General features: G+C 67.3%; 18 protein-coding genes. 14 read left to right on the top strand and 4 right to left on the bottom strand.

Annotation, left to right across the window (positions count from 1 at the left end):
* Positions 1 to 38: 38 nt before the first annotated feature.
* The 6 genes from DIZ26_RS04255 to DIZ26_RS04230 all read left to right on the top strand — a co-directional run bounded on the left by DIZ26_RS04255 (position 39) and on the right by DIZ26_RS04230 (position 7,039).
* On the top strand, positions 39 to 578 hold the full coding sequence (locus DIZ26_RS04255) for a hypothetical protein (protein WP_112237919.1): 540 nt from the start codon (positions 39 to 41) through the stop codon (positions 576 to 578).
* A gap of 107 nt (positions 579 to 685) precedes the next feature.
* Entirely contained in the window at positions 686 to 1,738 is a 1,053-nt protein-coding gene (locus DIZ26_RS04250) for a LacI family DNA-binding transcriptional regulator (RefSeq protein WP_112237917.1), read from the top strand.
* A 107-nt stretch (positions 1,739 to 1,845) separates the two neighbouring features.
* Positions 1,846 to 3,213, top strand: coding sequence for an ABC transporter substrate-binding protein (locus tag DIZ26_RS04245; protein ID WP_198675891.1), 1,368 nt, complete (start codon positions 1,846 to 1,848; stop codon positions 3,211 to 3,213).
* Positions 3,210 to 4,112 (top strand): carbohydrate ABC transporter permease, encoded by a 903-nt coding sequence (locus DIZ26_RS04240; RefSeq protein ID WP_112237915.1) that lies wholly within the window; start codon positions 3,210 to 3,212, stop codon positions 4,110 to 4,112. The genes DIZ26_RS04245 and DIZ26_RS04240 overlap by 4 nt, the downstream gene beginning before the upstream one ends.
* The gene (locus DIZ26_RS04235) at positions 4,109 to 4,960 is read left to right on the top strand and encodes a carbohydrate ABC transporter permease (protein WP_198675890.1); all 852 of its coding nucleotides are present in this window, start codon (positions 4,109 to 4,111) and stop codon (positions 4,958 to 4,960) included. The genes DIZ26_RS04240 and DIZ26_RS04235 overlap by 4 nt, the downstream gene beginning before the upstream one ends.
* A 27-nt stretch (positions 4,961 to 4,987) precedes the next feature.
* Positions 4,988 to 7,039: a beta-galactosidase gene (locus DIZ26_RS04230; protein ID WP_112237913.1), complete on the top strand. Its 2,052-nt coding sequence runs from the start codon at positions 4,988 to 4,990 to the stop codon at positions 7,037 to 7,039.
* A gap of 48 nt (positions 7,040 to 7,087) precedes the next feature.
* On the opposite strand, the gene DIZ26_RS04225 is transcribed toward DIZ26_RS04230, so the two are convergent.
* The 4 genes from DIZ26_RS04225 to DIZ26_RS04205 form a co-directional block, all read right to left on the bottom strand.
* Positions 7,088 to 9,637, bottom strand: a complete 2,550-nt coding sequence (locus DIZ26_RS04225) for a DUF4153 domain-containing protein (RefSeq protein ID WP_112237911.1) — start codon at positions 9,635 to 9,637, stop codon at positions 7,088 to 7,090.
* A complete protein-coding gene (locus DIZ26_RS04220) occupies positions 9,630 to 10,328 on the bottom strand; it encodes a response regulator transcription factor (protein ID WP_112237909.1) in 699 nt (232 codons plus the stop codon). Before DIZ26_RS04220 ends, DIZ26_RS04225 begins: the two co-directional genes overlap by 8 nt.
* Before the next feature lie 303 nt (positions 10,329 to 10,631).
* A complete protein-coding gene (locus DIZ26_RS04210; RefSeq protein WP_198675889.1) occupies positions 10,632 to 10,805 on the bottom strand; it encodes a hypothetical protein in 174 nt (57 codons plus the stop codon).
* Positions 10,806 to 11,094: 289 nt separating this feature from the next.
* Positions 11,095 to 12,195 (bottom strand): DUF4236 domain-containing protein, encoded by a 1,101-nt coding sequence (locus tag DIZ26_RS04205; RefSeq protein WP_112237903.1) that lies wholly within the window; start codon positions 12,193 to 12,195, stop codon positions 11,095 to 11,097.
* A gap of 278 nt (positions 12,196 to 12,473) precedes the next feature.
* On the opposite strand from DIZ26_RS04205, the gene DIZ26_RS04200 reads away from it, so the two are divergent.
* The 8 genes from DIZ26_RS04200 (at position 12,474) to DIZ26_RS04165 (ending at position 22,971) form a co-directional block, all read left to right on the top strand.
* Positions 12,474 to 13,484 (top strand): LacI family DNA-binding transcriptional regulator, encoded by a 1,011-nt coding sequence (locus tag DIZ26_RS04200; RefSeq protein ID WP_112238551.1) that lies wholly within the window; start codon positions 12,474 to 12,476, stop codon positions 13,482 to 13,484.
* An 80-nt stretch (positions 13,485 to 13,564) separates the two neighbouring features.
* A complete protein-coding gene (locus tag DIZ26_RS04195; protein WP_112237901.1) occupies positions 13,565 to 14,884 on the top strand; it encodes an ABC transporter substrate-binding protein in 1,320 nt (439 codons plus the stop codon).
* Positions 14,881 to 15,756, top strand: coding sequence for a carbohydrate ABC transporter permease (locus DIZ26_RS04190; protein ID WP_112237899.1), 876 nt, complete (start codon positions 14,881 to 14,883; stop codon positions 15,754 to 15,756). Before DIZ26_RS04195 ends, DIZ26_RS04190 begins: the two co-directional genes overlap by 4 nt.
* On the top strand, positions 15,753 to 16,631 hold the full coding sequence (locus tag DIZ26_RS04185; RefSeq protein ID WP_112237897.1) for a carbohydrate ABC transporter permease: 879 nt from the start codon (positions 15,753 to 15,755) through the stop codon (positions 16,629 to 16,631). Before DIZ26_RS04190 ends, DIZ26_RS04185 begins: the two co-directional genes overlap by 4 nt.
* Positions 16,632 to 16,642: 11 nt before the next feature.
* Complete coding sequence (gene yicI, locus DIZ26_RS04180) at positions 16,643 to 18,874, top strand: alpha-xylosidase (RefSeq protein ID WP_112237895.1); 2,232 nt, start codon at positions 16,643 to 16,645, stop codon at positions 18,872 to 18,874.
* Entirely contained in the window at positions 18,867 to 20,813 is a 1,947-nt protein-coding gene (locus tag DIZ26_RS04175) for a beta-galactosidase (RefSeq protein ID WP_112237894.1), read from the top strand. Before yicI ends, DIZ26_RS04175 begins: the two co-directional genes overlap by 8 nt.
* A 320-nt stretch (positions 20,814 to 21,133) precedes the next feature.
* Positions 21,134 to 21,826, top strand: coding sequence for a glycoside hydrolase family 12 protein (locus DIZ26_RS04170; RefSeq protein ID WP_112237892.1), 693 nt, complete (start codon positions 21,134 to 21,136; stop codon positions 21,824 to 21,826).
* Between the two features lie 131 nt (positions 21,827 to 21,957).
* On the top strand, positions 21,958 to 22,971 hold the full coding sequence (locus DIZ26_RS04165) for a LacI family DNA-binding transcriptional regulator (protein WP_112237890.1): 1,014 nt from the start codon (positions 21,958 to 21,960) through the stop codon (positions 22,969 to 22,971).
* Positions 22,972 to 22,973 lie beyond the last annotated feature (2 nt).

The raw sequence follows: 22,973 nt of genomic DNA, 5'->3' as shown, positions 1-22,973 counted from the left end.
CCAAGCGCGCTGATCCTGTCCGGGGCGATACTCAGTCCATGCGCAACCGCCTGATCTCGCTCCCGACCTGGGCCTTGTTCCTTGTCACCGCGGTTCTGTGGACAGCCGTGCTGTTCGCGGTGGGCCTGATCGAGGGCGGCCATTGGCAGGATGCACTCCTCCCAGCAGCGCCGGTCGGTGTGGTCGTGGGCCTCGGCACCGCGTTGGCCCTGAAACACAGGTGGCGGATGGAGCACCAGGCGCTCGGGCCGATCGCCGCGACGGATCGGCGGACAGCGATGCGGGCCGCCCAGAAGGGACCGGCTCCAGCGGATCCCGAAGTACGGGCCGCGGCGCTCCGGTTGGCGCAGCGGCAGCTCCAAGAGGTACGGCGCCGGTACCCCCTGCTGGCGATCGCCGGCGCCGTCTACACAACAGCCGACCTCGTTGGCGCCTTCGTCTTTTCGAACTGGTTTTTGCTCGTCCCCGCCGTCCTGGTGGTGCCGATGGCCATCTCGCTGGCCCGCCACCCCAAGCGGCTGCGCGCCCGTATCGCGCTGCTGTCCGAGCCGCAGGAGCCTGTCGTTCGCGCTAAGTAGTCGCGTGGCTTAGGTCACAGTGTGGTTACCGCGTCTTGACGTTCTGACTACGTAGACACATTCTGACTGCGTAGTCAGAAGGCAGTTCCCGCTTAAGGTGAGGTCTCATGGAGCAGACGCGGTCGGCGGGTGAGGGTAGGCCGGCGCGTCGTCCTGGGAGTACGGATGTCGCCCGGCTGGCGGGGGTTTCGCAGAAGACCGTGTCCCGGGTGCTCAACGACGAGCCGTACGTCAAGGAAGAGGTCCGGCTCCGGGTCCAGGCCGCGATGCGCGAGCTCGGCTACCGCCGCAACGACGCCGCCCGCGCGCTCAACTCCGGCCGGACCCGGCGGATCGGCGTGGTCTGTCTCGGTACGGCGTTGTTCGGGCCGTCGACCCAGCTCGTGGCGGTCGAGCGCGCGCTGCGCAGTACCGGCTATTCGCTCAGCATGGTCAACACCTTCGAGGGCGATGCCGGCGGCGTGTCCGGCGCCGTGGACGTCCTGCTCGAGCAGGGCGTGGACGGCATCATCTTGTCCGAGCCGATCGACGAGGGCGACGGCCGGCCGATCGAGCTGGACATCCCGGTGCTCAGCTTCGGCCACTTCCCCGGTCTCAGCGCCCGCCCGATGATCGTCACCGGCGGCGACGGGGTCGGCGCCGGGCGGGCCGCGACCGAGCATCTGCTCGGCCTCGGCCACCGGACCGTCTGGCATGTCGCCGGCCCACAGCGCTGGTGGGCCGCCCGGGACCGACTCCTCGGCTGGCGGCAGGCGCTCGCCGATGCGAGTGCCCCCGAACCGCCTGTCCTGCAAGGCGATTGGCTGCCCGCCTCCGGTTATGCGGCCGGTCAGGAGCTGGCAGCCAACGACGAGGTCACCGCCGTCTTCGTCGCCAACGACGACATGGCCATCGGCGTACTGCGGGCGCTCACCGAGGCCGGCCGCACGGTCCCCGGTGACGTCAGCATCGTCGGCTTCGACGACATCCCGAGTGCGGCGTTCCTGACGCCGCCGCTCACCACGATCCCGCAGGACTTCGACGTGCACGTCGAACGCGGCATTCAGAACCTCATCACGGAGATCGAGTCGCCTACCGGTGACCGCTCTTCCGCCTTGGAGCCATCATCGCTCCAGCTGGTCGTCCGTCAGTCCACCGGCACCGCTCGTACGGCGTCCTGACCACTTCGCTCTGACCCGCAGTCCATCCCAGCAGTGAGCCGTCCAGGCACTGGGCCGATGCCCCTTGCCCAGGCACCGCCTTGCCATCTTCCGAGGAGTTGTTCGCAGTGATCGGTCTTCCCAGAACCCGGCGACGCGCCGGTATCGCAGTCACCCTCGCCGCCGTACTCGCCCTCAGCGCCTGTGGGGGCGGCAGCAAGCCGGCCGGCAGTTCGAGTCAGGCGCAGGCGGTCAGCCAGGCCGATATCGACAAGGCGATGACCACCCCGACCCAACTCACCTTCTGGACGTGGGTTCCGGACATCAAGAAGGAGGTGGCGTTGTTCGAGCAGAAGTACCCCGCGATCAAGGTCACCGTGGTCAACGCGGGCCAGGGCGAACCGCAGTACACCAAGCTCCGGACTGCCTTGAAGGCAGGCACCGGCGCACCCGACGCGGCCCAGATCGAGTTCCAGTACGTGCCGACCTTCTCGATCACGAAGAGCCTGGTGGATCTTCGTCCGTACGGCGCGGAAGCGCTCAAGCCGCAGTTCGTCGACTGGACCTGGAACCAGGTGACCGGCTCCGGCGGCCAGGTCTGGGCGATCCCGCAGGACACCGGGCCGATGGGGATGCTGTACCGCAAGGACATCTTCGACAAGTACGGCATCGCCGTACCGAAGACCTGGGACGAGTTCGCCACCGCGGCCCGCAAGTTGCACGCCGCCGATCCCAAGGTCAGCATGACGAACCTGGCCGCGAACCAGAACGGTGTCTGGATGGGGCTGCTCTGGCAGGCCGGCATCAAGCCGTTCGAGGTCACCGGCGCCGACTCGGTGAAGGTCGACCTGAACAACGACCGGTCCAAGAAGCTCGGCGCCTACTGGGACGGTCTGATCAAGGACGGCTCGGTGTCGACCGATCCCGACTTCACCGACCAGTGGTACCAGGCCTTGAACCGCGGTCAGTACGCCAGCTGGCTCACCGCCGCCTGGGGACCGGTCTTCCTGTCCGGCTCGGCCAAGTCGACCAGCGGCAAGTGGCGGGCCGCCCCGCTGCCGCAGTGGGACGCGAGCAAGCCGACCTCCGGCAACTGGGGTGGTTCGACGACCGCGGTGGTCGCCGGTACGAAGAACCCGATCGCGGCCGCCAAGCTGGCCGAGTTCCTCAACACCGATCCGGCGTCGACCAAGATGTTCGCCAGTCAGCAGTTCCTGTTCCCCGCCACCAAGGCGGTGCTGACGGATCCCGCATTCGTGCAGGAGAAGCCGGCCTTCTACGGCGGTCAGCAGGTCAACCAGGTGTTCTCCGACATCAGTGCCACCGTCGATGCGAAGTTCCAGTGGCCGCCGTTCCTGGACCAGACCGTCAACGACTGGGACGAAACGGTCGGTAAGTCCTTCGCCAACAAGTCAGACACCGGCGCCGCGCTCGACCAGTGGCAGTCGCGGACCACGACGTACGCGAAGAACCAGGGCTTCAAGGTCAACCCATGAGCCGGCTCGCATCGAGTCGTCCGCGGCGGGGCGTCGACCCCGCCGCGAGCGGCTACCTGTTCGTTGCCCCGTTCATGCTCGTGTTCGCCGCGATGCTGGTGCTCCCGCTGGCCTACGCGGCGTACCTGAGCCTGTTCCAGGACCGGCTGATCGGCGGGACCGTCTTCGCGGGACTGGACAACTACGTGACCGCGCTGCACGACGATCGCTTGCTGCAAGGCGTCCTCAGGGTGGCGAAGTTCTTCGCCTTCCAGGTACCGATCATGCTGGCCATCTCCTTGCTCGCGGCACTGGCCATCGACAGCGGCCTGCTCCGGTTCGCGAAGGCGTTCCGGCTCGGCATCTTCCTGCCGTACGCCGTACCGAGTGTCGTCGCCACGTTGATGTGGGGCTACCTCTACGGACCCGACTTCGGCCCGGTCGCGCAACTCGCGGACAAGCTCGGTCTGGCCGCACCGAAGTTCCTCAGCGGCGGCTGGATGCTCGGGTCGATGGCGAACATCGTCACCTGGGAGTTCACCGGCTACAACATGATCATCCTGTACGCCGCCCTGCGCGCCGTACCGCATGAGCTCTACGAGGCGGCGGCCGTCGACGGCGCGAGTGCCTGGCGGACCGCGTGGAGCATCAAGATCCCGGCGATCCGGCCGGCCATCCTGCTCTGCGTGATCTTCTCCGTCATCGGCAGCTTCCAGCTCTTCGCAGAGCCGAACCTGCTGCAGCGGCTGGCCCCCAGCGTGATCGACAGCGGCTACACGCCCAACCTGTACGCGTACACGCTTGCCTTCACCGGTCAGCAGGTGAACTACGCCGCGGCGGTCTCGTTCCTGCTCGGCGCAGTCATCGTGGTCGCCTCGTACACGGTGCTGTTCGTGACCAGCCGAAGGAGCAACCGATGACCGAGCGTCGCAGCAGGCTGCTGATGATCGGCATGATCGCGCTGTTCGTGTACTTCCTGTTGCCGTTGTTCTGGCTGTTCGTGGCGTCGACGAAGACCACGGGCGACCTGTTCTCCAGCTTCGGGCTGTGGTTCAGCAAGGACTTCTCGCTGCTGTCCAACATCCGCCAGACCGTCACGTACGACGGTGGCGTCTACGCCCGGTGGATGCTCAACACCGTCTTCTACTCGGTGGTGAGTGCCGGCGGCGCGGCGTTCCTCTGCGCACTCGGCGGGTACGGCTTCGCGAAGTACCGGTTCCGTGGCAACGGTGCGATGTTCGCGCTCGTGCTCGGGTCGATCATGGTGCCGACGACGGCCCTGGCGATCCCGACGTACCTGCTGTTCAGCAAGGTCGGCCTGGTGAACAGCCCGTGGGCGATCATCCTGCCGTCGCTGGTCAGCCCGTTCGGCCTGTACCTGATGCGGATCTACGCCCAGGACGCGATCCCGGACGGCATCATCGAGGCGGCCCGGATCGACGGGGCGAGCGAGTTCCGGATCTTCTTCCAGGTCGCGCTCCGGATGCTCTCCCCCGGCCTGGTCACCGTCTTGCTGTTCACGCTGGTGGCCACCTGGAACAACTACTTCCTGCCGCTGATCATGCTCAACAACCCCAAGCTCTACCCGGTGACAGTCGGACTCGCCGCCTGGTCGTCGCAGTCCGTCGGCGGCGGCGGCTCGACCGGCGCGCTGTTGTCCTCGGTCGTCACCGGGTCGCTGTTGTCGGTCATCCCGCTGATCGCCGCGTTCCTGCTGCTGCAGCGTTACTGGCAGTCCGGACTGTCGGCCGGCGGGGTCAAGGGCTGAATCGCCTTCTACCATTGGAGAAACGCTGTGCAAGATCGTGTACTCTTCGGCGCTGCGTACTACCACGAGTACCAGCCGTACGAGCGGCTCGAGCAGGATCTCGACCTGATGGTCGAGGCTCACTTCTCGGTGATCCGGGTCGGTGAGTCGGTCTGGTCGACCTGGGAACCGGAGAACGGCCGGTTCGACCTGGACTGGCTGCAACCCGTTCTCGACGGCGCACACGCCCGAGGTATCGCTGTACTGCTCGGCACCCCGACGTACGCCGTACCGCCGTGGCTGGCCAGGCTCTACCCGGAACTCGCGGGCGAGCGGAAGACCGGGCAGCGGATCGGCTGGGGAGCCCGTCAGGAGGTGGACTTCACCCACCCGGGGTTCCTCTTCCACGCCGAGCGGGTGATCCGCAAGATCGTCGCCCGCTATGCCGATCACCCGGCGGTGATCGGCTACCAGGTCGACAACGAGCCGGGCAACGAGGTTCTCCACAACCACGGGGTGTTCCAGCGGTTCGTGGACAGCCTGCGGCACAAGTACGGCGATGTGCAGACGCTCAACGACGAGTGGGGACTCGTCTACTGGTCCCATCGTCTGTCGGACTGGGCCGACCTGTGGACGCCTGACGGCAACGTGCAACCGCAGTACGACGTTGCCTGGCGGCAGTTCCAGGCCGACCTGACCACGGACTTCATCGGCTGGCAGGCCGACATCGTCCGCGAGTACGCGCGGCCCGACCAGTTCGTCACCACCTGTATCTCGTACGAGCGCCCGGGAATCGCCGACGACGAATTGGTCCGCCGGCTCGACGTGGCGGCCGGCAATCCGTACTACGCGATGCAGGACGGGCTCCAGCAGCCACCGGCAGCTGACCTCCCCCAGAACTGGACCACCACGGGCACCTGGGCGCTCTACCTCAGCGCCGACCGGATGTACTCGTCACAGCAGCGCCCGTTCCTGGTCACCGAGACGAACGCCCAGTCCATCGGCTTCCCGTGGGACAACCGGCCGGCGTACGACGGCCAATGGCGGCAGGCGGCCTGGGCCCTCATCTCGCGCGGAGCGAAGATGATCGAGTACTGGCACTGGCACACCTTGCATTTCGGTACGGAGACTTACTGGGGTGGCGTGCTCCCCCACAGCGGCCTTCCCGGCCGTACGTACAAAGAGATCGCGCGCCTGGGCGCGGAGTTGGAGGCAGCCGGATCGCTGATGGTCGATCTGACACCCGACAGCGACGTGACCATGCTGTATTCGGTGCCGAGCAAGTGGCTGATGCAGAAGTACCCGGCGCTCTCCCGTCAGGACGGCAGCGCAGACGAACGCTCGTACCACGGTCTCTTCGATCCCTTCTACCGTGGGGCGTTCGAGGCAGGCCTGCAGGTGCGCGTCCTGCACGCCAGTCAGTTCACCGGCCCAGAACTGGTCGCAGAGCACCCCGTCCTCGTCGTACCCGGGCTGTATCTGGCCGACAACAGCCTGCTGGACCAACTCGTCGCGTACGCCGAAGCCGGCGGTCACCTCGTCGTCGGACCACGCACCGGCTACGCCGATCAAGAAGCACGAGCTCGTACCGACGCTCAACCTGGTCGACTCGCAGCGGCAGCGGGGGTGACGTACGACGAGTTCAGCAATCTCAGCCACGAGGTTCGGGTCCACGGAGCTGCCCTGCAACTCGGTGGCGACGCCGCTGCCACCCGGTGGGCCGATGGCCTCCAGGTCGAGGGCGCTGAGGTGCTGGCGAGCTACGATCATCCGCACTTCGGGCGATGGCCTGCGATCACCACCCGCGCTCACGGTCAAGGCCGGATCACCTACGTGGGCACGGTTCCCAACGGACCACTCGCGGTCGCGTTGTTCCGCTGGATCGCGCCGGGGCCGGAGACCGAACTGCCGGCCAGCGTCAGCATCACGTCAGCGACCGCGGCCGACGGGCGGCGGCTCAAGTTCGTGCACAACTGGTCCTGGGACACGGTCGGCGTCGACCTCGAGGAGCCGCTGCACGACGTACTGGCGGACACCCCGGTCGAAGGCAAACTCACGCTCGGACCGTGGGACGTGCGGGTCCTGGCCACCCAAGCATGATTGCCGAGGGCCCCGAAATTGTCGGGGCCCTCAGCAACCGATCGACGATCAGCGGACGGCTGGGCAGACCGCGGCCGGCGCGTTGTGGGCGGCTCGCAGTGTGGCTTGGGCGCGATGGCGGCCGAGGTTCCACTCCAGCCAGTCGTCGTCGCTGACTTTGTAGCCCTGGAGAGCACAGCCGGCAACGTCCGGCGGCAGGGTCGCCAGGACCGGCACTGCGTCGTCCGAAAGCTCCTGCAGGAAAGGCCAATCCACCTTGCCGGTCTGGGCGTACCGGTCCACGTTGTGCTGCGCGATCCAGGCATCCGGGTTGATGGCGGCCAGCAGAAGGAGAAGCCCGGCACCACTCAGCAACGCCGCGCGGGGAAGCCAGTTCGCCTTCAGCGTCAGACCCGCAGCCAGCACGCCGACCACCAGCAGTCCCAGCCAGCCTTCGAAGACGTCGACCAGCAGGCGGAGCTGCGTGAAGCCGTAGGCTTCCTGGTAGACGTGCATCCGATAGAGCGCCGAGGCAACGACTACCAGGGTCAGGACGCACAGCAGGCCGAGTGACCCGCGCAGCCAGGCCACGTCGGCGGCCGTAGTACGAGGTGCCTTCCGGGCAGCGGCCCACACCACCAGGAGCGTGAGCGCAGTGGCGACCGTGAGCTGGCCGAAGCCCTGATGGACGTACTCCGCGTAGGTCAGCCCGGTGATCCGCTCGAGGTAGGCATGCCCACCGAAGCTCGCAGTTGCCTGGGCAGCCAGGAAAACAAGGAAGACGGCGTCGACCAGCAGGACGGGCGCCAGCCATTCGTACCGGCGGGCGACCGGCCGTGCGCTCCCCCCGCCCGGCTCGACGTTCGGCGGGTTCAGAGCCAAGTAGGTTGCCGCCAGCACCACTCCCCCGACCGCAACGGTGATGAACGCACGCAGTACGAACGAATCGAACCTCAGGTCCGGGACGAGCGCGCCCGCCCACTTGGCGAAGATCGCATCCGCGGACGCGAACAGCAGCCCGAAGACGAGGACCCCGAGCACTGACCACACGACGGTCCGCAAGGCGGCTGCACTCGCCTTCAGCCCGGTGACCGTCTGCAGGGAGCGGCCCAGCCACGGAAGTCCACGGAGACCCGCAAGCGGCCAGGCGATACCTGCCAAGACGAAGGCGGGCAGGGTGCGGCCGTTCACCAGTGCAGCCACGCAGACGGCACCACCGGCGAAGAAGCACAGGATCACGATCCAGCCGGCGTCCCGGAAGACAGCGGTCGACGCCAGCAGGAAACAGAGGGCGGCACAGGCCTGAGTGAACCGCGACCGGCGATTGACGCTGAAGCGAAGGATCACGACGCCGGCCGCCGCCAGGACGACGAAGGTGCCGAGGCCGAGGTCGCGGAACGGCAGGATGATGCCGGCCAGCAGACCGGCCACGAGGCTGTAGAGCACCGCGCGCAGCTTGCCCGGCACGCGCGCGTCCGGCCAGAAGCTGCCGAACAACAGGTCCATTCCCGACTCCGGCGCCCGGGTCACCGGGGCTGGAGTGCTGGGTGCGCTGGCCGCCTTGGGGACGGGACTGTCGACCGGCTTGGTCATGAATTGCTCCTCGGCTTTCTGGTGGACGGGTTGGTTCGGCAGGTCGACGCGCACCCGCGCTCCGGTACTGCGCGGCTCGGGCTCGACGAAGTGGATGGTGCCGCCGTGCAGGTCGGTCACCCAGCGGGCGATCGCGAGACCGAGCCCGGTACCGCCACCACCCTCGGTCTCGCCGAGCGTCCCGAACCGCTCGAAGACCCGGTCCCGGTCGGCGACCGGAATCCCCGGTCCCTCGTCGGCGACCTCGAGCCGCCAGCCGGTCGCCGTCTTCGCGGCGGTGATCCGGACGGTCTCACCGGCCGGGCTGTGCCGGGACGCGTTGTCGAGCAGGTTGGCGACCAGTTGGTGGAGCCGCGCCGGGTCGGCCTGTGCGGTGAGATCCGGTGGCGTGACGCGTACGTCGTACCGGACTTCGCGGCCGATCACCTCGGCCTCGGCGACGGCGCGCTCCAGCAGTTCGGCGACGGGCACCTGCTGGGCAGACAGTTCCGCCTTGCCGGCATCGACTCTGGCCAGGTCGAGCAGGTCGGAGGCGAGGGCAGCGAGTCGCTCGGCCTGGTCGAGCGCGGTCCGCAGGGTGGCTGGATCCGGTTCGGCAACTCCGTCGACGAGATTCTCGAGGACCGCACAGAGGGCGGCCAGCGGAGTCCGCAGTTCGTGGCTCACATTCGCCACGAGTTCGCGGCGCTGCCGGTCGACGGCGGCCAGATCCTCGGCCATCCGGTTGAAGGCGCGGGCCAGTTCGCCCACCTCGTCGCTCGACGTGGCGGTGACCCGGCCGGAATAGTTGCCTCGGGCCATTACTCGCGCGGCGGCGGTCATCTCCCGCAAGGGTGAAGTCATACCTGCGGCCAGCAGTTGCGTCACGCCGAGGGCCAGCGCCACGGTGACCGGGACGCTCAGCCAGACCGGCACGCTGCCGACGGCACCGACTGCAGCACCGACCGAGGCGAGCGTGACGCTGACCGCGACCAGGAGGCCCAGCTTCACCTTGATCGAGCGGACCAGGTCTAGCGGCTTACTCACCGGGCGCCACCGTCTCGAGCGCGTACCCGACGCCGTGGACCGTGCGTACGCGGTCCGCGCCGATCTTGGCTCGCAGCGCCTTCACGTGGCTGTCGACCGTCCGTGTCCCGGAGGCACCCGGCCAGCCCCAGACCTCGGCGTACAGGTTCTCCCTCGTGAGCACGACGCCAGGGCTCGCCGCGAGGCAGAGCAGGAGGTCGAACTCGGTCGGGGTCAGGTGCACCTCGGCGCCGGTCACCCACACTCGGCGGGCGGCCGCATCGATCCGCAGGTCACCCAGGTCACTGCTCGACTGGGTCGCCAGCTCCATGGCACGGTCGACCCGTCGCAACAGCGCACCGACCCGCGCGACCAGTTCCCGCATCCGGAACGGCTTGGTCAGGTAGTCGTCGGCCCCGATGCCCAGCCCGATCAGGATGTCCGCCTCGTCGTCGCGCGCCGTCAGCATCAGCACCGGGACCGGCCGCCGGGCCTGGATCCGCCGGCACACCTCGTGCCCGTCGAACCCGGGAAGCATCACGTCCAGCAGCACCAGATCGGGCGCGGTGTCGGCGAACACACTGACCGCGCCGGGACCGTCCCAGGCCTGCACCACGTCGTACCCGGAGCCGCGCAGGCGGTCCGTGACGGCCTGGTTGATGACCGGTTCGTCCTCGACGACGAGAATCCGCCGACCCGCTTCGCTTCCCATGCTCCGACCCTAGAAGCCCGTTTGCCCAGGAACCGGGCACAACTCGTGAAGGTTCTGTGCAGATCAGCTCTCCGCGGGCTGGGCGGCGAAGGCCTGGCGTTGACGCAGATGAGCATCGAGACACCGGGCAGGGTGGACAGTAGACACGCGAGCACCGCGGAGATCAGGAAGGCGGCGGGCATCAGTACGGCGTACTTCGGGAGGACGCCCGCGTCCCAGCGGACGACGTAGTACGCGAGCAGCAGGATCACGGCTGATGGATGAGGAAGGACGGCACGGCCACGAGTAGCCGGGGTCCTTCCATCACCTGTCGAGAAAGTCGATGATCTCGGTGGCCACCCCGACGGTGAAAGCTCCGAACCCAACACCAATCCGGTACGGCGTTCCGTCGTACGGCGTCAACGAGTCGTGGGAGCGGGCCTTGGGGTGTCCTCGATGGAGTGTTGCGGCAGCGACGTACACGACCACCAGCGGCACGAGCATCCTCAGCAATCGCTCTCTCAGAAAGCTCGCCCCGTCCGCCGCCGCCGGGCCATGCCCCAGTCCCCGGACATCAGGAAGAAGAACGCCAGCCCCCACTAGCCAGGAACGCGATCCTTCGCTGGTCTGCGTCTTCCTCACATGCCAGTCCCGTCGTCGAACGGCTGTAAGGCAGGAAAGACGAACATCCTACCGACCGCCAGCACCCGCAAGCAGCCCAGAAACCGACCCCTTCAGCAGCCATCTGGCAAGGATCAGCCCCGTTGGCCCTTTTGTGCCATTCGGATCAACCAGCGAGCTCTGTCAAGTCAACAGCCGCGATCACCGCAGCTAGATCCGGTTCGCCGGCCAAGTCGATGGCGCTGAACTCTTTGTTGGGCCCAGACAACCGGGCGATTCGATCGGTACTGACGTCGTTGACGATCACCGCGGCGTCAACGGTCGCCCATTGCACGCCGAAGAGGGCATCACGGGAGAACCTGGCAGCTAGGAGTGCTTCGATACGGGCCTTGCCGTAGGCGTCGGTCTCCGCCCTGCGCAGGGCGACCACTCGCACATGGGTCAGGCCCGGCGCAACGGCGAACGCCTCCTTTACGGTCGCAAGAACATACCCGCACACGAGAAGCTTGTAGATGTCAGCGTGTTGGCGTTTCGTCATCTTCTTCAAGGACAGATTGCCGGCCGCGGTCGTAGCCGGCAGACGCTCTGGCACGGCTGAGGTTGGCGGAACCACGACGACCACAGAGGCCTCGGAGCCGACGACGCCGATAGGAGCGGCCGCGGCTTCGTTGTCCTCAAACGCTTCGGCGAGAGTGCCCAAGACAACGTCCGGATCGTTGTCTACGAGTCGTCCCCAGAGGCGATCTAGCTCCTCCTGGTAGGCACCGTGCTTGGCACGGTCAGCGGCGGCGACAGCGGCGGCCTCGGCACCGGCCGCGTGATCAGCTGCAGCCTTCGCCGCGCTTCTGGCGGATCGATTGAAGATTCCGATGCCGGCGAGGGCAGCCTTGTGGTGCTTGGCGGTGATGCCCGCTATGTCGACCGGCGGCGGAGGAGGAGCAATGGGCCGTTGCGCCGGTGGAAACTCGGACCGATGTAGGTCGAAGATGGCGCTGAGTGCGTTCGCGAGCTCAGAGGCCTGTTCCGCCTTGGCAGCGTTGGCCAGGGTTCGCGCCGACGTCCCGGTCGACGGTCGGGAGCCACCACCTCCGCGTGACCGGCCGGCGCCAGTGCTGGTATAGAAGCCGACCGGGCCTACCCCGCTGGAGAATCCGGTCCGGCCACCGCCGATATGAACGCGTGCTGCCCGCGGTCCAACGCTGGTCCGCAGTCCCCGACTGGACGCACGGACCCGAACACCGGGTGCGAGTTTGATGGAGAAGCCCATGTGAGGAGGGTATGACGCGTCGAACCCGATATTCGACTGTCGGTGAAGCAGAATTCGACATCGTCACGCACCGCACAGCACCGCAGAGGTCTCGGCCGGCTGTTAACTCACGTCACCATGGATCTGACCGCGCACCTAGCCAGCCTGAAAAACACTGCCACCCCACCAGCTGACGATCGCAGACCCGGACCGCCTCTTGACGGGTTCTGGTCGGTGGCCTAGCTTTTGTCGAAGCGTTTCGACGAAGCGTTTCGACAGGAGGTGGGCCGGTGGCGACGATGACCGATGTCGCCCGGCGTGCCGGGGTTTCGGTGAGCACGGTGTCGTACGTGCTGACCGGGACCAGGCCCATCTCCGAGGCGACCCGCGAGCGGGTGCTGGCGGCGATGGCCGAGCTCGACTACCAGCCCAATGCGATGGCCCGCGGGCTGGCCAGCCGGCGGAGCAACATCGTCGGACTGCTGCTGCCGTTGACCGGCCGTGGCCTCGGCGCGACCGAGACCGCCTTCGTCACCGGCGCGACCGAGGCGGCCCGGCAGGCCGGCTATCACCTGATGCTGTGCTCGGTCGGCACGGACGACTCCGACGAGTTGCAGACCCTGGCGACCCAGCGGCTGCTCGACGGCTTCCTGGTGATGGAGGTGCAGCTGACCGACCGCCGGGTCGACCTGCTCCGCAAACTCCAGGTGCCGTTCGTGCTGATCGGCCGGACCGAGGACGCGGACGGGCTGGCCTGTGTGGACATCGATTTCGAGCAGACGGTCGACGACGCGGTCGCGCACCTGGTCGGGCTCGGCCACCGGACGCTTGCCTACGTCAACCATTCGGAAGCCAGCCTGGCCAGCGGATACGGCCCGGCAAGACGCACAGCGGCGGCGTTCGAGGCGGCCGTGCGCAGGCACGGCGTCGAAGGGTTGATGGTGCCGAGCGACGACACCGCGACCAGCGGTCGGCAGGCGATCCGGAGGGCGCGCGAACAGTCCCCCGAGCTGACCGGCGTACTGGTGATGAACGAGAACGCGGCACTCGGCATCCTGACCGAACTGCGCGAGACCGGACTCGACGTACCGGGCGACGTCTCGGTGGTGTCGATGGTGACCTCCGAGGTGGTCGCTGATCTGGCCAGCCCGGCGCTCACCGCGATGACCTCGCCGGGCGCGGCGCTGGGGGCGGCGGCGACGCGGGCGCTGTTGAAGAGAGTGGGCGAGCACGACACATCGACGTACCAGGAGCTGTTGCCCTGCGTCCTGGAGATCCGCGGTACCAGCGCCGAGGCGCGCAAGCACTGACAAGGGTCCGCCGCCGCGCTGCAACGCGACGACGGACCGAGGAAAGCACCGGACACACACCCGTTCAAAGGAGTACACCCATGCGGTTTCCCCGCACCATGATCTCAGCAGGAGCGGCGATCGTCTCGCTCGCTCTCGTGCTGGCCGGCTGCGGTAGCAGCGGTGACGACAACGACAGCGGCAGCGACACCGGGACCGGGACGCTGAAGTTGTGGCACTACGAAAGCGCGAACGGCGCGATGGGCAAGGCCTGGGACAAGGCGATCGAGGTGTTCAAGACCGAGCACCCGGGCGTCACGGTCCAGTTCGAGCGCAAGGCGTTCGAGCAGATCCAGCAGAACGCGTCGATGATCCTCGCCTCCGACCAGGCGCCGGACCTGATGGAGTACAACAAGGGCAACGCCACCGCCGGCCTGCTCAGCTCCAAGGGCCTGCTCACGGACCTGAGCGACGAGGTCGCCAAGCGCGGCTGGGACAAGGTGCTCAGCCCGAGCCTGCAGACCACCGCCCGGTACGACGACAAGGGCGTGATGGGCTCCGGCAACTGGTTCGGCGTCCCGAACTACGGCGAGTACGTGATGGTCTACTACAACAAGGCCCTCTTCAAGCAGTACGGCGTCGCCGTACCGAAGACGCTCGACGAGATGACCGCCGCGATGGACACCTTCGTCGCGAAGAAGGTCACCCCGCTCGGGATGGCCGGCGCGGAGTACCCGGCCGGTCAGCTGTACTACGAACTCGCGCTGTCCAAGGCCGATCGCTCCTTCGTCGACAACTACCAGCTCTACAAGGGCAGCGTCGACTTCAAGGCCGACCCGCTCAAGTACGGCGCCGACACCTTCCGCGACTGGGTCCAGAAGGGCTACATCTCCAAGCAGTCGGCCAGCCTGAAGGCCGAGGACATGGGCACCGCCTTCATCGCCGGCAAGACGCCGATGATCGTCAGTGGCTCGTGGTGGTACGGCCGGTTCGCGACCGAGATCAAGAAGTTCGACTGGGGCACGTTCCTGTTCCCCGGCAACAAGCTGAACGCGGGTTCCTCCGGCAACCTGTGGGTCGTCCCCGAGCAGTCGAAGAACAAGAAGCTGGCCTACGACTTCATCGACATCACGATGCGGCCCGAGATCCAGACCATCATGGCCAACAACGGCGGCGTACCGGTCAAGGCGGACCTCGCCAAGGTGACCGACCCCAAGAACAAGGAACTGATCGCCAACTTCGACGCGATCACCAAGGCCGACGGCCTCGCGTTCTACCCCGACTGGCCGGTGCCCGGGTACTACGACGTGCTGGTGGCCGGCGGTCAGTCGCTGATCAACGGCTCCAAGAATCCTGACCAGGTACTCGCCGAGCTCGGCAAGGCCTACGACCAGGGCGTCCAAGAAATCAAGAACGGATGACCCGGGGCAAGGCAGGCTACTGGTGGTACCTGCTGCCCGGGGCTGTCGCCTTCACCGCTGTCGTCGCCGTCCCCTTCGGCGCCAATCTCTACCTGTCCCTGACCAAGTGGTCCGGGATCGGCCACCCGCGCTGGATCGGGTTCGACAACTACACCCGGCTGCTGCACGACGACGTGTTCTGGACGTCGTTCCGCAACACCGCGGCGATGGTGGTCGCCATGGTGGTGGTGCCGACGCTGATCGGGTTGGTGCTGTCGGCCACCTTGTTCGACGTGATCGGACGGCGGTTCGGGCCGAAGACGGCCTCCTTCCTGCGGGCCACCTTCTACCTCCCACAGGTACTGCCGGTCGTCGTGGCCGGCATCCTGTGGGGCTGGCTGTTGCGTCCCGACGGTGCGGTGAACGCCGTCGGGAAGGCGATCGGGCTCGGCCAGCACGACTGGCTGGGTGATCCCAAGACGGCGTTGCCGATGGTGATGCTGGTGATGATCTGGGTCCAGATCGGCTACCCGGTGGTGATCTTCATGGCCGCCCTGCAACGCGTCGACCCGGATCTGTACGAGGCGGCGGAGATCGACGGGGCGGGCTGGTTCCGGCGGTTCCAGGCGATCACGCTGCCGCAGATCAGGCCGGAGACGTTCGTGATCACGCTGACCTGCACGATCGCGGCGCTGAAGGTGTTCGGCCCGATCTGGGCACTCACCCGCGGCGGCCCGAACCACGCGACCACCGTGCCGTCGTACTTCGCCTACAACGCCTTCTTCAACAAGCTCCAGGTCGGGTACGGCGCTGCCGTCGCGACCGCGCTCACCCTGGTGATCGTTGCCGTCAGCATCGGTTTCCTGAAGCTCCAAGGCAGGACCGAATCATGACCACACTGACCCTGACCCGTAGCCGGGTGGCCCGCAAGGACCCCGATCGCTACAAACAAGGTACGGCCCGCTGGGTCGTCCTGGCCCTCGTCGTCCTCACCGCGCTGCTGGTCCTGGTGCCGTTCGCGGTGATGCTGATGAACGCCTTCAAGTCGCCGGCCGACTACTCCGGCAACGGGCCGCTGGCGTGGCCGAAGTCGTTCCAGCTGGACGGGTTGAAGACGTACTGGCAGCAGGTCCACTTCGGCGGCAAGCTGGTCAACTCGATCGTCATCTCCGGCTCGGTCGCGGTGCTCGGCGTCGTACTGTCCCTGCTGAACGCCTACGCGCTCGGCGTCGGCCGGGTCCGCGGCCGGATGTGGATCGTCGCCCTCTTCCTGATGGCGAACATGATCCCGCAGGAGGCGCTGGTCTACCCGCTGTACTCGATGGCGAAGTCGCTCGGCCTCTACAACAGCCGGCTCAGCGTGATCATCATCTTCACCGTCATCCAGAGCGCCTTCGGTACCTACCTGCTCGCGTCGGTACTCGGCACCTTCCCGAAGGCGTTGCTGGAGGCCGCGGCGCTGGACGGCGCCGGCCGGTGGACCACGTTGTGGCGCGTCGTCGTACCGACGGTCCGGCCGACGCTGTCGGTGCTGCTGATCTTCTTCTTCATCTGGACCTGGAACGAGTTCTTCATTCCGCTGGTGATGCTGATCGACAACAGCACCCAGACCGTGCCGCTCGCTCTTGCTTCCCTGCAAGGCGATCGGCTGATGGACGCCACCACCACGAACGCCGGGGCACTGATCAGCCTGCTCCCGACCGTCGTGTTCTTCCTGATCTTCCAGCGCACACTGACCCGCGGCGTCACCGTCGGCGCGGTCAAGTAGAAAGGCAGTCGATGAAGTTCACAGACGGCTACTGGCAGCTGCGGCCGGGGCTGACCCGGTTGCGCCCGGCCGCGGTCGAGAGTGTCGAAGCCGCCGAACGCTCGCTGATCGTCTACGCGCCGGCCAAGCAGATCATCGGCCGCGGCGACACGCTCAACCAGCCACTGTTCACCGTCACCCTCAGCTCGCCCTCGGCCGGCATCATCGGCGTCCGGATCGAGCACCACAGCGGCGGACTGCCGCCGCGGCCGGCCTTCGAGCTGGCAGGCGACGACGACCATCCGGTCAAGGTCGAGGTCGACGAGGACACCGCCCGGCTGACCAGCGGCGAGCTGACCGCCGTGGTCCAGCTCGACGGGCCGTGGGATCTGCGGTTCGAGCGGGACGGCCGCGTGCTGACCGGCTCGTCGGCCCGCAGCATCGGCCTGATCACTGACCAGGAAGGCCGCCAGTACCTGCACGAACAGCTCGCGCTCGGCGTCGGCGAGACCATTTACGGGCTCGGCGAACGGTTCGGCCCACTGGTGAAGAACGGCCAGGTCGTCGACATCTGGAACGCCGACGGCGGCACCTCCAGCGAGCAGGCGTACAAGAACGTCCCCTTCTACCTGAGCAGTTCGGGGTACGGCGTACTGGTCGACACTCCCGCCAAGGTCTCCTTCGAGGTGGGCTCGGAGGTGGTCTCCCGCAACCAGTTCAGCGTCGAGGGACAGGCACTCTCGTACTACGTGATCGCGGGCCCCACGCCGAAGGACGTGCTGCGCCGCTACACCGGTCTCACCGGTCGGCCGGCCCGCGTCCCCGCCTGGTCGATGGGCCTGTGGCTGTCCACGTCGTTCACCACGGACTACAACGAGCCGACGGTGACCAGCTTCGTCGACGGGATGGCCAGCCGGGATCTGCCGCTGAGCGTCTTCCACTTCGACTGCTTCTGGATGCGGCAGTTCCACTGGTGCGACTTCCTCTGGGACCCGGTGGCGTTCCCGGATCCCGCCGGGATGCTGCAGCGGCTGAAGGAGCGCGGCCTGCGGATCAGCCTCTGGATCAACCCGTACATCGCGCAGCGCTCGGTGCTGTTCGAGGAGGGCCGCAAGCTCGGCTACCTGCTGAAGCGGACCGACGGCTCGGTCTGGCAGTGGGATCTGTGGCAGGCCGGGATGGCGATCGTCGACTTCACCAACCCGGACGCGACCGCCTGGTTCCGGTCCAAGTTGCAGGCACTGATCGATCTCGGAGTGGACTGTTTCAAGACGGACTTCGGCGAGCGCATCCCGGCCGACGACGTCGTCTGGCACGACGGCTCGGACCCGCAGCGTATGCACAACTACTACCCGCACCTCTACAACAAGGCCGTCTTCGACCTGCTGAAGGAGAACCGCGGCGAGGGCGACGCAGTACTGTTCGCGCGCTCGGCGACGGTCGGTGGCCAGCAGTTCCCGGTGCACTGGGGTGGCGACTGCGAGTCCACCTTCGAGGCGATGGCCGAGTCGCTGCGCGGCGGGCTGTCGCTCGCCTCGTCCGGCTTCGGGTACTGGAGTCACGACATCGGCGGCTTCGAGGGCACGCCGGACGCGGCCGTCTTCAAGCGCTGGGTGCCGTTCGGCCTGCTCTCGTCGCACTCGCGGCTACACGGGTCCGGGTCGTACCGGGTGCCGTGGGCCTTCGATGAGGAGGCCGTTCAGGTACTGCGTCGCTTCACCAAGCTGAAGATGTCGCTGATGCCCTACCTGGCCGTCGTCGCCGAAGACGCCCACACCGACGGTACGCCGATGATGCGGCCGATGGTGCTGGAGTTCCCCACCGATCCGGGCGTCGCGTACCTCGATCGCCAGTACATGCTCGGCCCCGACGTACTGGTCGCACCCGTGATGAGCAAGGAGGGCGAGGTCCGCTTCTACCTTCCCGAAGGAACGTGGACCCACCTGCTCACCGGCGAACAGTTCGACGGCAGCCGCTGGGTCACCCGCACTTACGGGTTCGACGAACTGCCCTTGCTGGCCAGGCAGGGCGCGGTGATCCCCTTCGGCGCAGTGGACGACCGTCCGGAGTACGACTGGACCGATGGTGTCGAGCTGCGCTGGTACGCACCCGCTGAGGGTGCGGTGACACGCGTCCGTCTCCCCGGGCCGAACGGGGAGACCGGCGCGGTCATCGAGCTGACCTTGACTGGCGGCCAGGTGGAATCCCGGGTGCTTGAAGGCAGCTGTGGTCAGTTCACCGTCACGGTGGTCGTCGATGCCTGAGCTCTACTACGGTGGCGACTACAACCCCGAGCAGTGGTCGCCCGAGATCTGGGCCGAGGACATGGAGCTGATGCGCCGTGCTGGGGTGAACCTCGCGACGGTCGGCGTCTTCTCCTGGTCGAGTCTCGAGCCGGAGCCCGGGCGCTACGAGTTCGGCTGGCTCGACCAGGTGCTCGATCTGCTGCACGGCAACGGCATCAAGGTGAATCTGGCGACACCGACCGCTTCACCGCCTCCGTGGTTCAGCCTTGCTCATCCCGACGCGCTGCCGGTCACGGCCGACGGCGTACGGCTGCTGCACGGCAGTAGGGACACCTACTGCGTCTGCGCGCCGGCGTACCGGGAGGCGGCCGTCGGCATCGCTCGGGTGCTGGGTGAGCGGTACCGCGATCATCCTGCGCTCGCGATGTGGCACGTGCACAACGAGTACGGCTCCACCTGCCACTGCGATCACGTCGCCGCATCCTTCCGGACCTGGCTGCAGGGCCGGTACGGCGACCTGGCTGCGCTCAACGCCGCCTGGACGACGGCCTTCTGGAGTCAGGGCTACTCGGTCTGGGAGCAGGTGTTCCCGCCGCGACGGACGCAGTACCTGCCGAATCCCGCGCAAATGCTGGACTTCCGGCGCTTCCTCTCCGACGAGTTGCTGACCGCCTTCCAGGAACAGAAGTCGGTACTCCGTGCGCTCACCCCGGACATCCCGATCACGACCAACTTCGTCTTCGGCGGCTGGGTTCCCGTCGACCACTGGCGCTGGGCCCGCGAGGTGGACCTGGTGGCGATCGACCACTACCCCGACGGTTCCGGCATCGAGGCGGAGCAGCAGACCGCATTCGGTGCGGACCTGGCCCGCTCGTGGGGCGGTGGCCGCTGGCTGTTGATGGAGCAGGCGGCCGGCTCGTTCAACGACCGCGGCCGGATGCACGCCAAGGAGCCCGGGCGGATGGCGCGCAACAGCATCTCGCACATCGCTCGCGGTTCGAGCGGCGCGCTGTTCTTCCAGTGGCGGGCGTCCCGTGGCGGCGCGGAACGGTTCCACAGCGGGATGGTCCCGCACGCCGGCGCCGACAGCCGGGCCTTCCGCGAGATCACCGAACTGGGTGAACTGCTGCCGCGGCTCGCCGAGGCCGACACCGCCGAGGTCGAGGCGGAAGTCGCGATCCTGTGGGATGCCGAATCCTGGTGGGCGACCGACGGTCCGGCACTGCCGTCGCCCGAGATCGACTACCTGGCAGCGGTTCGCGCCGCCCATCGGCAACTGTGGCAGCTCGGCATCGGGACCGACTTCGCGCATCCCACCGCCGACCTCACGGCGTACCGAGTGGTCGTTGTCCCGTCGCTGTATCTGGCCAGTGACGAGGTGATTGCCTCGATCAACCAGTACGCCGACAGCGGCGGCCAGCTGCTGATCACCTCGCTGAGCGGGATCGCCGACGAGACCACGCAGATCCGGCTGGGCGGCTACCCCGGCGCGTTCCGGGAACTGCTCGGTGTCCGCGTCGAGGAGTTCCTGCCGGTGGACGGCACGATCCACCTCGACACCGGTGAGCTGGCCGAAGGCTGGAGCGAACGGGTCCGGCTCGAGGGCGCCGAGGCGATCGCTCACTACCAGGGCGGCGCCCTCGACGGCCTGCCGGCGATCACCCGCCGCGACAACGTCTGGTACACCTCCACCTGGCTCACCGACCCGGCGTACCGGTCGTTGATGACGCAAGTCGTCGGTGCTGCCGGGATCACGCCGGTCGACCTGCCCGACGGCGTCGAGGTGATCACGCGGCGCTCGGCGGACGCGCGGTACCGGTTCGTTCTGAACCACACGGCCGAAGATGTCCGGCTGCCGTCCGACGGGATCGAGCTGGTCAGCGGCGAACAGGTCGACGGTGAAGTGACCGTCGCCGCCGGCGGCTGGACGGCACTGCGCACGAAGCTCGAGGGGTAGCCGCCGGCGAATCTGTTGCCAAACGCAATCAGGGCATTACCGGCTGTTGACTCCCGATTAACACGGCTGCAATAGTTCTCCTATTCCGCCAGCTCACCTGGTTGACCTCGTCCGTCGATTCGAATCGAATTCGACAGACCAAGGATCACGGAGAACCCAATGCCCGCACCGCATTCCGGTTTCGAGCTTCGAGAACTTTTCGAAGCGCTTCGACAGGGTCGCGCGCCACCGCCCGGCGCGCGACCCGACCCGTTCCCCTGCTGACGGCGGGCAGTTGCCCGTCGTGCCCTGTGGTTCCGCCCCCGAAGAGGGAGATCAGCATGTCGAGATCCTGGAAATTGGCAACAGCCCTGGTCGCGGCGCTCGCCGCGTCCGTCACCGCCGTACTACCCGCCAGTGCCGCCACCTGGTCGTCGTCGGACAAGTTCGCGTCCTGGTCCAACGGCGGCTACACGGTCCGCAACGACGTCTGGGGCGGCGGCGCCGGCCCACAGACGATCTGGGCCAACTCCTACAGCAATTTCGGTGTCTGGGCCAACCATCCCAACACCGGTGGGGTGAAGGCCTACCCGCACTCGGCCAGGAACATCGGGCGGAGCATCGACTCCCTCGGCACCCTGCGCAGCAGCTTCAACGTCAGCCCGCCCAGTGGCGGCGCCTACACCAGCGCCTACGACATCTGGGCCGGTGGCAACGCCTACGAGATCATGCTCTGGATGAACAAGCAGGGCGCGGTCGGGCCGATCGGTTCTTTCCAGACCTCGGCGTCGGTCGGCGGCCACAGCTGGAATGTCTACAAGGGCAGCAACGGGTCCAACGCGGTCTACTCGTTCGTGCGGACCTCGAACACCAATTCCGGCACCGTCGACATCAAAGCGGTGATGAACTGGATCAAGTCCCGCGGCTGGATCGGCAACGCCACGATGAATGAAGTGCAATTCGGATTCGAGATCACCTCGTCCAGTGGCGGCATGAATTTCACCACCAACAGTTACTCCGTCACCTCCTCCTGATCTGCCCGGGTGCGGCTGTGAGCTCTGGCGACCTCACAGCCGCACTTGACAGTGAGCGGCCCGCACTCGACGCTGTTCCCTGACCGAACAGATTTCGAAGCGCTTCGAATTCTGATGAAGAGGAGACGCCGATGGTGACCATCGCCGATGTCGCCCGCCATGCGGGGGTCGCGGCCAGCACAGTGTCGTACGTCCTCAGCGGTAAGCGCTCGATCTCCTCCGACACCCGCGACCGCGTACAGGAAGCCGTGCGGGTGCTCGGCTACCGCCCCAATGCCAGCGCCCGGGCCCTGGCCAGCCAGCGCTCGAACGTGCTGGCCCTGGTGATCCCGCTGCGGACCGGGATGCACGTCCCGGTGATGATGCAGTTCGCGACCGCGGTCGTCACGACCGCCCGCCGGTTCGACCACGACGTTCTGCTGCTGACGGCCGACGAAGGGCGCGAAGGACTCGAACGGGTCGCGCAGAGTTCGCTGGTCGACGCCCTGGTGGTGATGGACGTCGAGCTGCACGACGAACGCGTCCCCGTCCTGCGCGAGCTGTCCATGCCGTCGGTCCTGATCGGCTTCCCTGCCGATACCGACGGACTGACCTGTATCGACCTGGACTTCGTCGCCGCCGGTGAGCACTGCGTCGATCACCTGGCCGACCTCGGCCACCGCTCGATCGCCTTGCTCGGTACGCCGTCCGCCGTCTACGAACGCCAGACCGGCTTCGCCCAGCGAACCCTGGCCGGCTTCACCGCGGCCGCCGACCGGCGCGGAGTGCTCGGCGTCGAGACGCCCTGCGAGCACACCTTCGACGCCGTCCTCGGCACGGTCGAGCAACTGCTGCGCGACCACCCCGACATCACCGGCCTGGTCGTGCAGAACGAGCCGATCATCGGCCCGCTGCTCGACGTCCTGCGCCGGCTCGGCCGCCGGGTGCCCGAGGACATGTCGCTGATGGCGATCTGCGCCGACGACGTCGCCGAACGGCAGGTGCCACAACTGTCCTCGGTCGCCATCCCGGCCGACGAGATCGGCCTGCAGGCGGTGGAATCGCTGATCACCAAGCTCGAGGGTGGACAGGTGGCCGCGATGACCCTGCTGCGACCGCAGCTGACTCCGCGCGCGAGCACCTGCCCGGCTCCCGCCAAGCGCTGAAG

The sequence above is a fragment of the Kribbella monticola genome (genome assembly GCF_003261635.1).
GTDB lineage: Bacteria > Actinomycetota > Actinomycetes > Propionibacteriales > Kribbellaceae > Kribbella > Kribbella monticola.
This window is presented reverse-complemented; position numbering and strand designations above follow the sequence as displayed.

Bases quoted from the DNA above. Each gene is read 5' to 3' on its own strand.
- DIZ26_RS04220 (WP_112237909.1), bottom strand. From the start codon at position 10,328: ATGGGAAGCGAAGCGGGTCGGCGGATTCTCGTCGTCGAGGACGAACCG.
- DIZ26_RS04200 (WP_112238551.1), top strand. From the start codon at position 12,474: ATGACCGATGTCGCCCGGCGTGCCGGGGTTTCGGTGAGCACGGTGTCG.
- DIZ26_RS04240 (WP_112237915.1), top strand. From the start codon at position 3,210: ATGAGCCGGCTCGCATCGAGTCGTCCGCGGCGGGGCGTCGACCCCGCC.
- DIZ26_RS04165 (WP_112237890.1), top strand. From the start codon at position 21,958: ATGGTGACCATCGCCGATGTCGCCCGCCATGCGGGGGTCGCGGCCAGC.
- DIZ26_RS04195 (WP_112237901.1), top strand. From the start codon at position 13,565: ATGCGGTTTCCCCGCACCATGATCTCAGCAGGAGCGGCGATCGTCTCG.
- DIZ26_RS04170 (WP_112237892.1), top strand. From the start codon at position 21,134: ATGTCGAGATCCTGGAAATTGGCAACAGCCCTGGTCGCGGCGCTCGCC.
- DIZ26_RS04175 (WP_112237894.1), top strand. From the start codon at position 18,867: ATGCCTGAGCTCTACTACGGTGGCGACTACAACCCCGAGCAGTGGTCG.
- DIZ26_RS04185 (WP_112237897.1), top strand. From the start codon at position 15,753: ATGACCACACTGACCCTGACCCGTAGCCGGGTGGCCCGCAAGGACCCC.
- DIZ26_RS04250 (WP_112237917.1), top strand. From the start codon at position 686: ATGGAGCAGACGCGGTCGGCGGGTGAGGGTAGGCCGGCGCGTCGTCCT.
- DIZ26_RS04190 (WP_112237899.1), top strand. From the start codon at position 14,881: ATGACCCGGGGCAAGGCAGGCTACTGGTGGTACCTGCTGCCCGGGGCT.
- DIZ26_RS04205 (WP_112237903.1), bottom strand. From the start codon at position 12,195: ATGGGCTTCTCCATCAAACTCGCACCCGGTGTTCGGGTCCGTGCGTCC.
- DIZ26_RS04255 (WP_112237919.1), top strand. From the start codon at position 39: ATGCGCAACCGCCTGATCTCGCTCCCGACCTGGGCCTTGTTCCTTGTC.
- DIZ26_RS04235 (WP_198675890.1), top strand. From the start codon at position 4,109: ATGACCGAGCGTCGCAGCAGGCTGCTGATGATCGGCATGATCGCGCTG.
- yicI (WP_112237895.1), top strand. From the start codon at position 16,643: ATGAAGTTCACAGACGGCTACTGGCAGCTGCGGCCGGGGCTGACCCGG.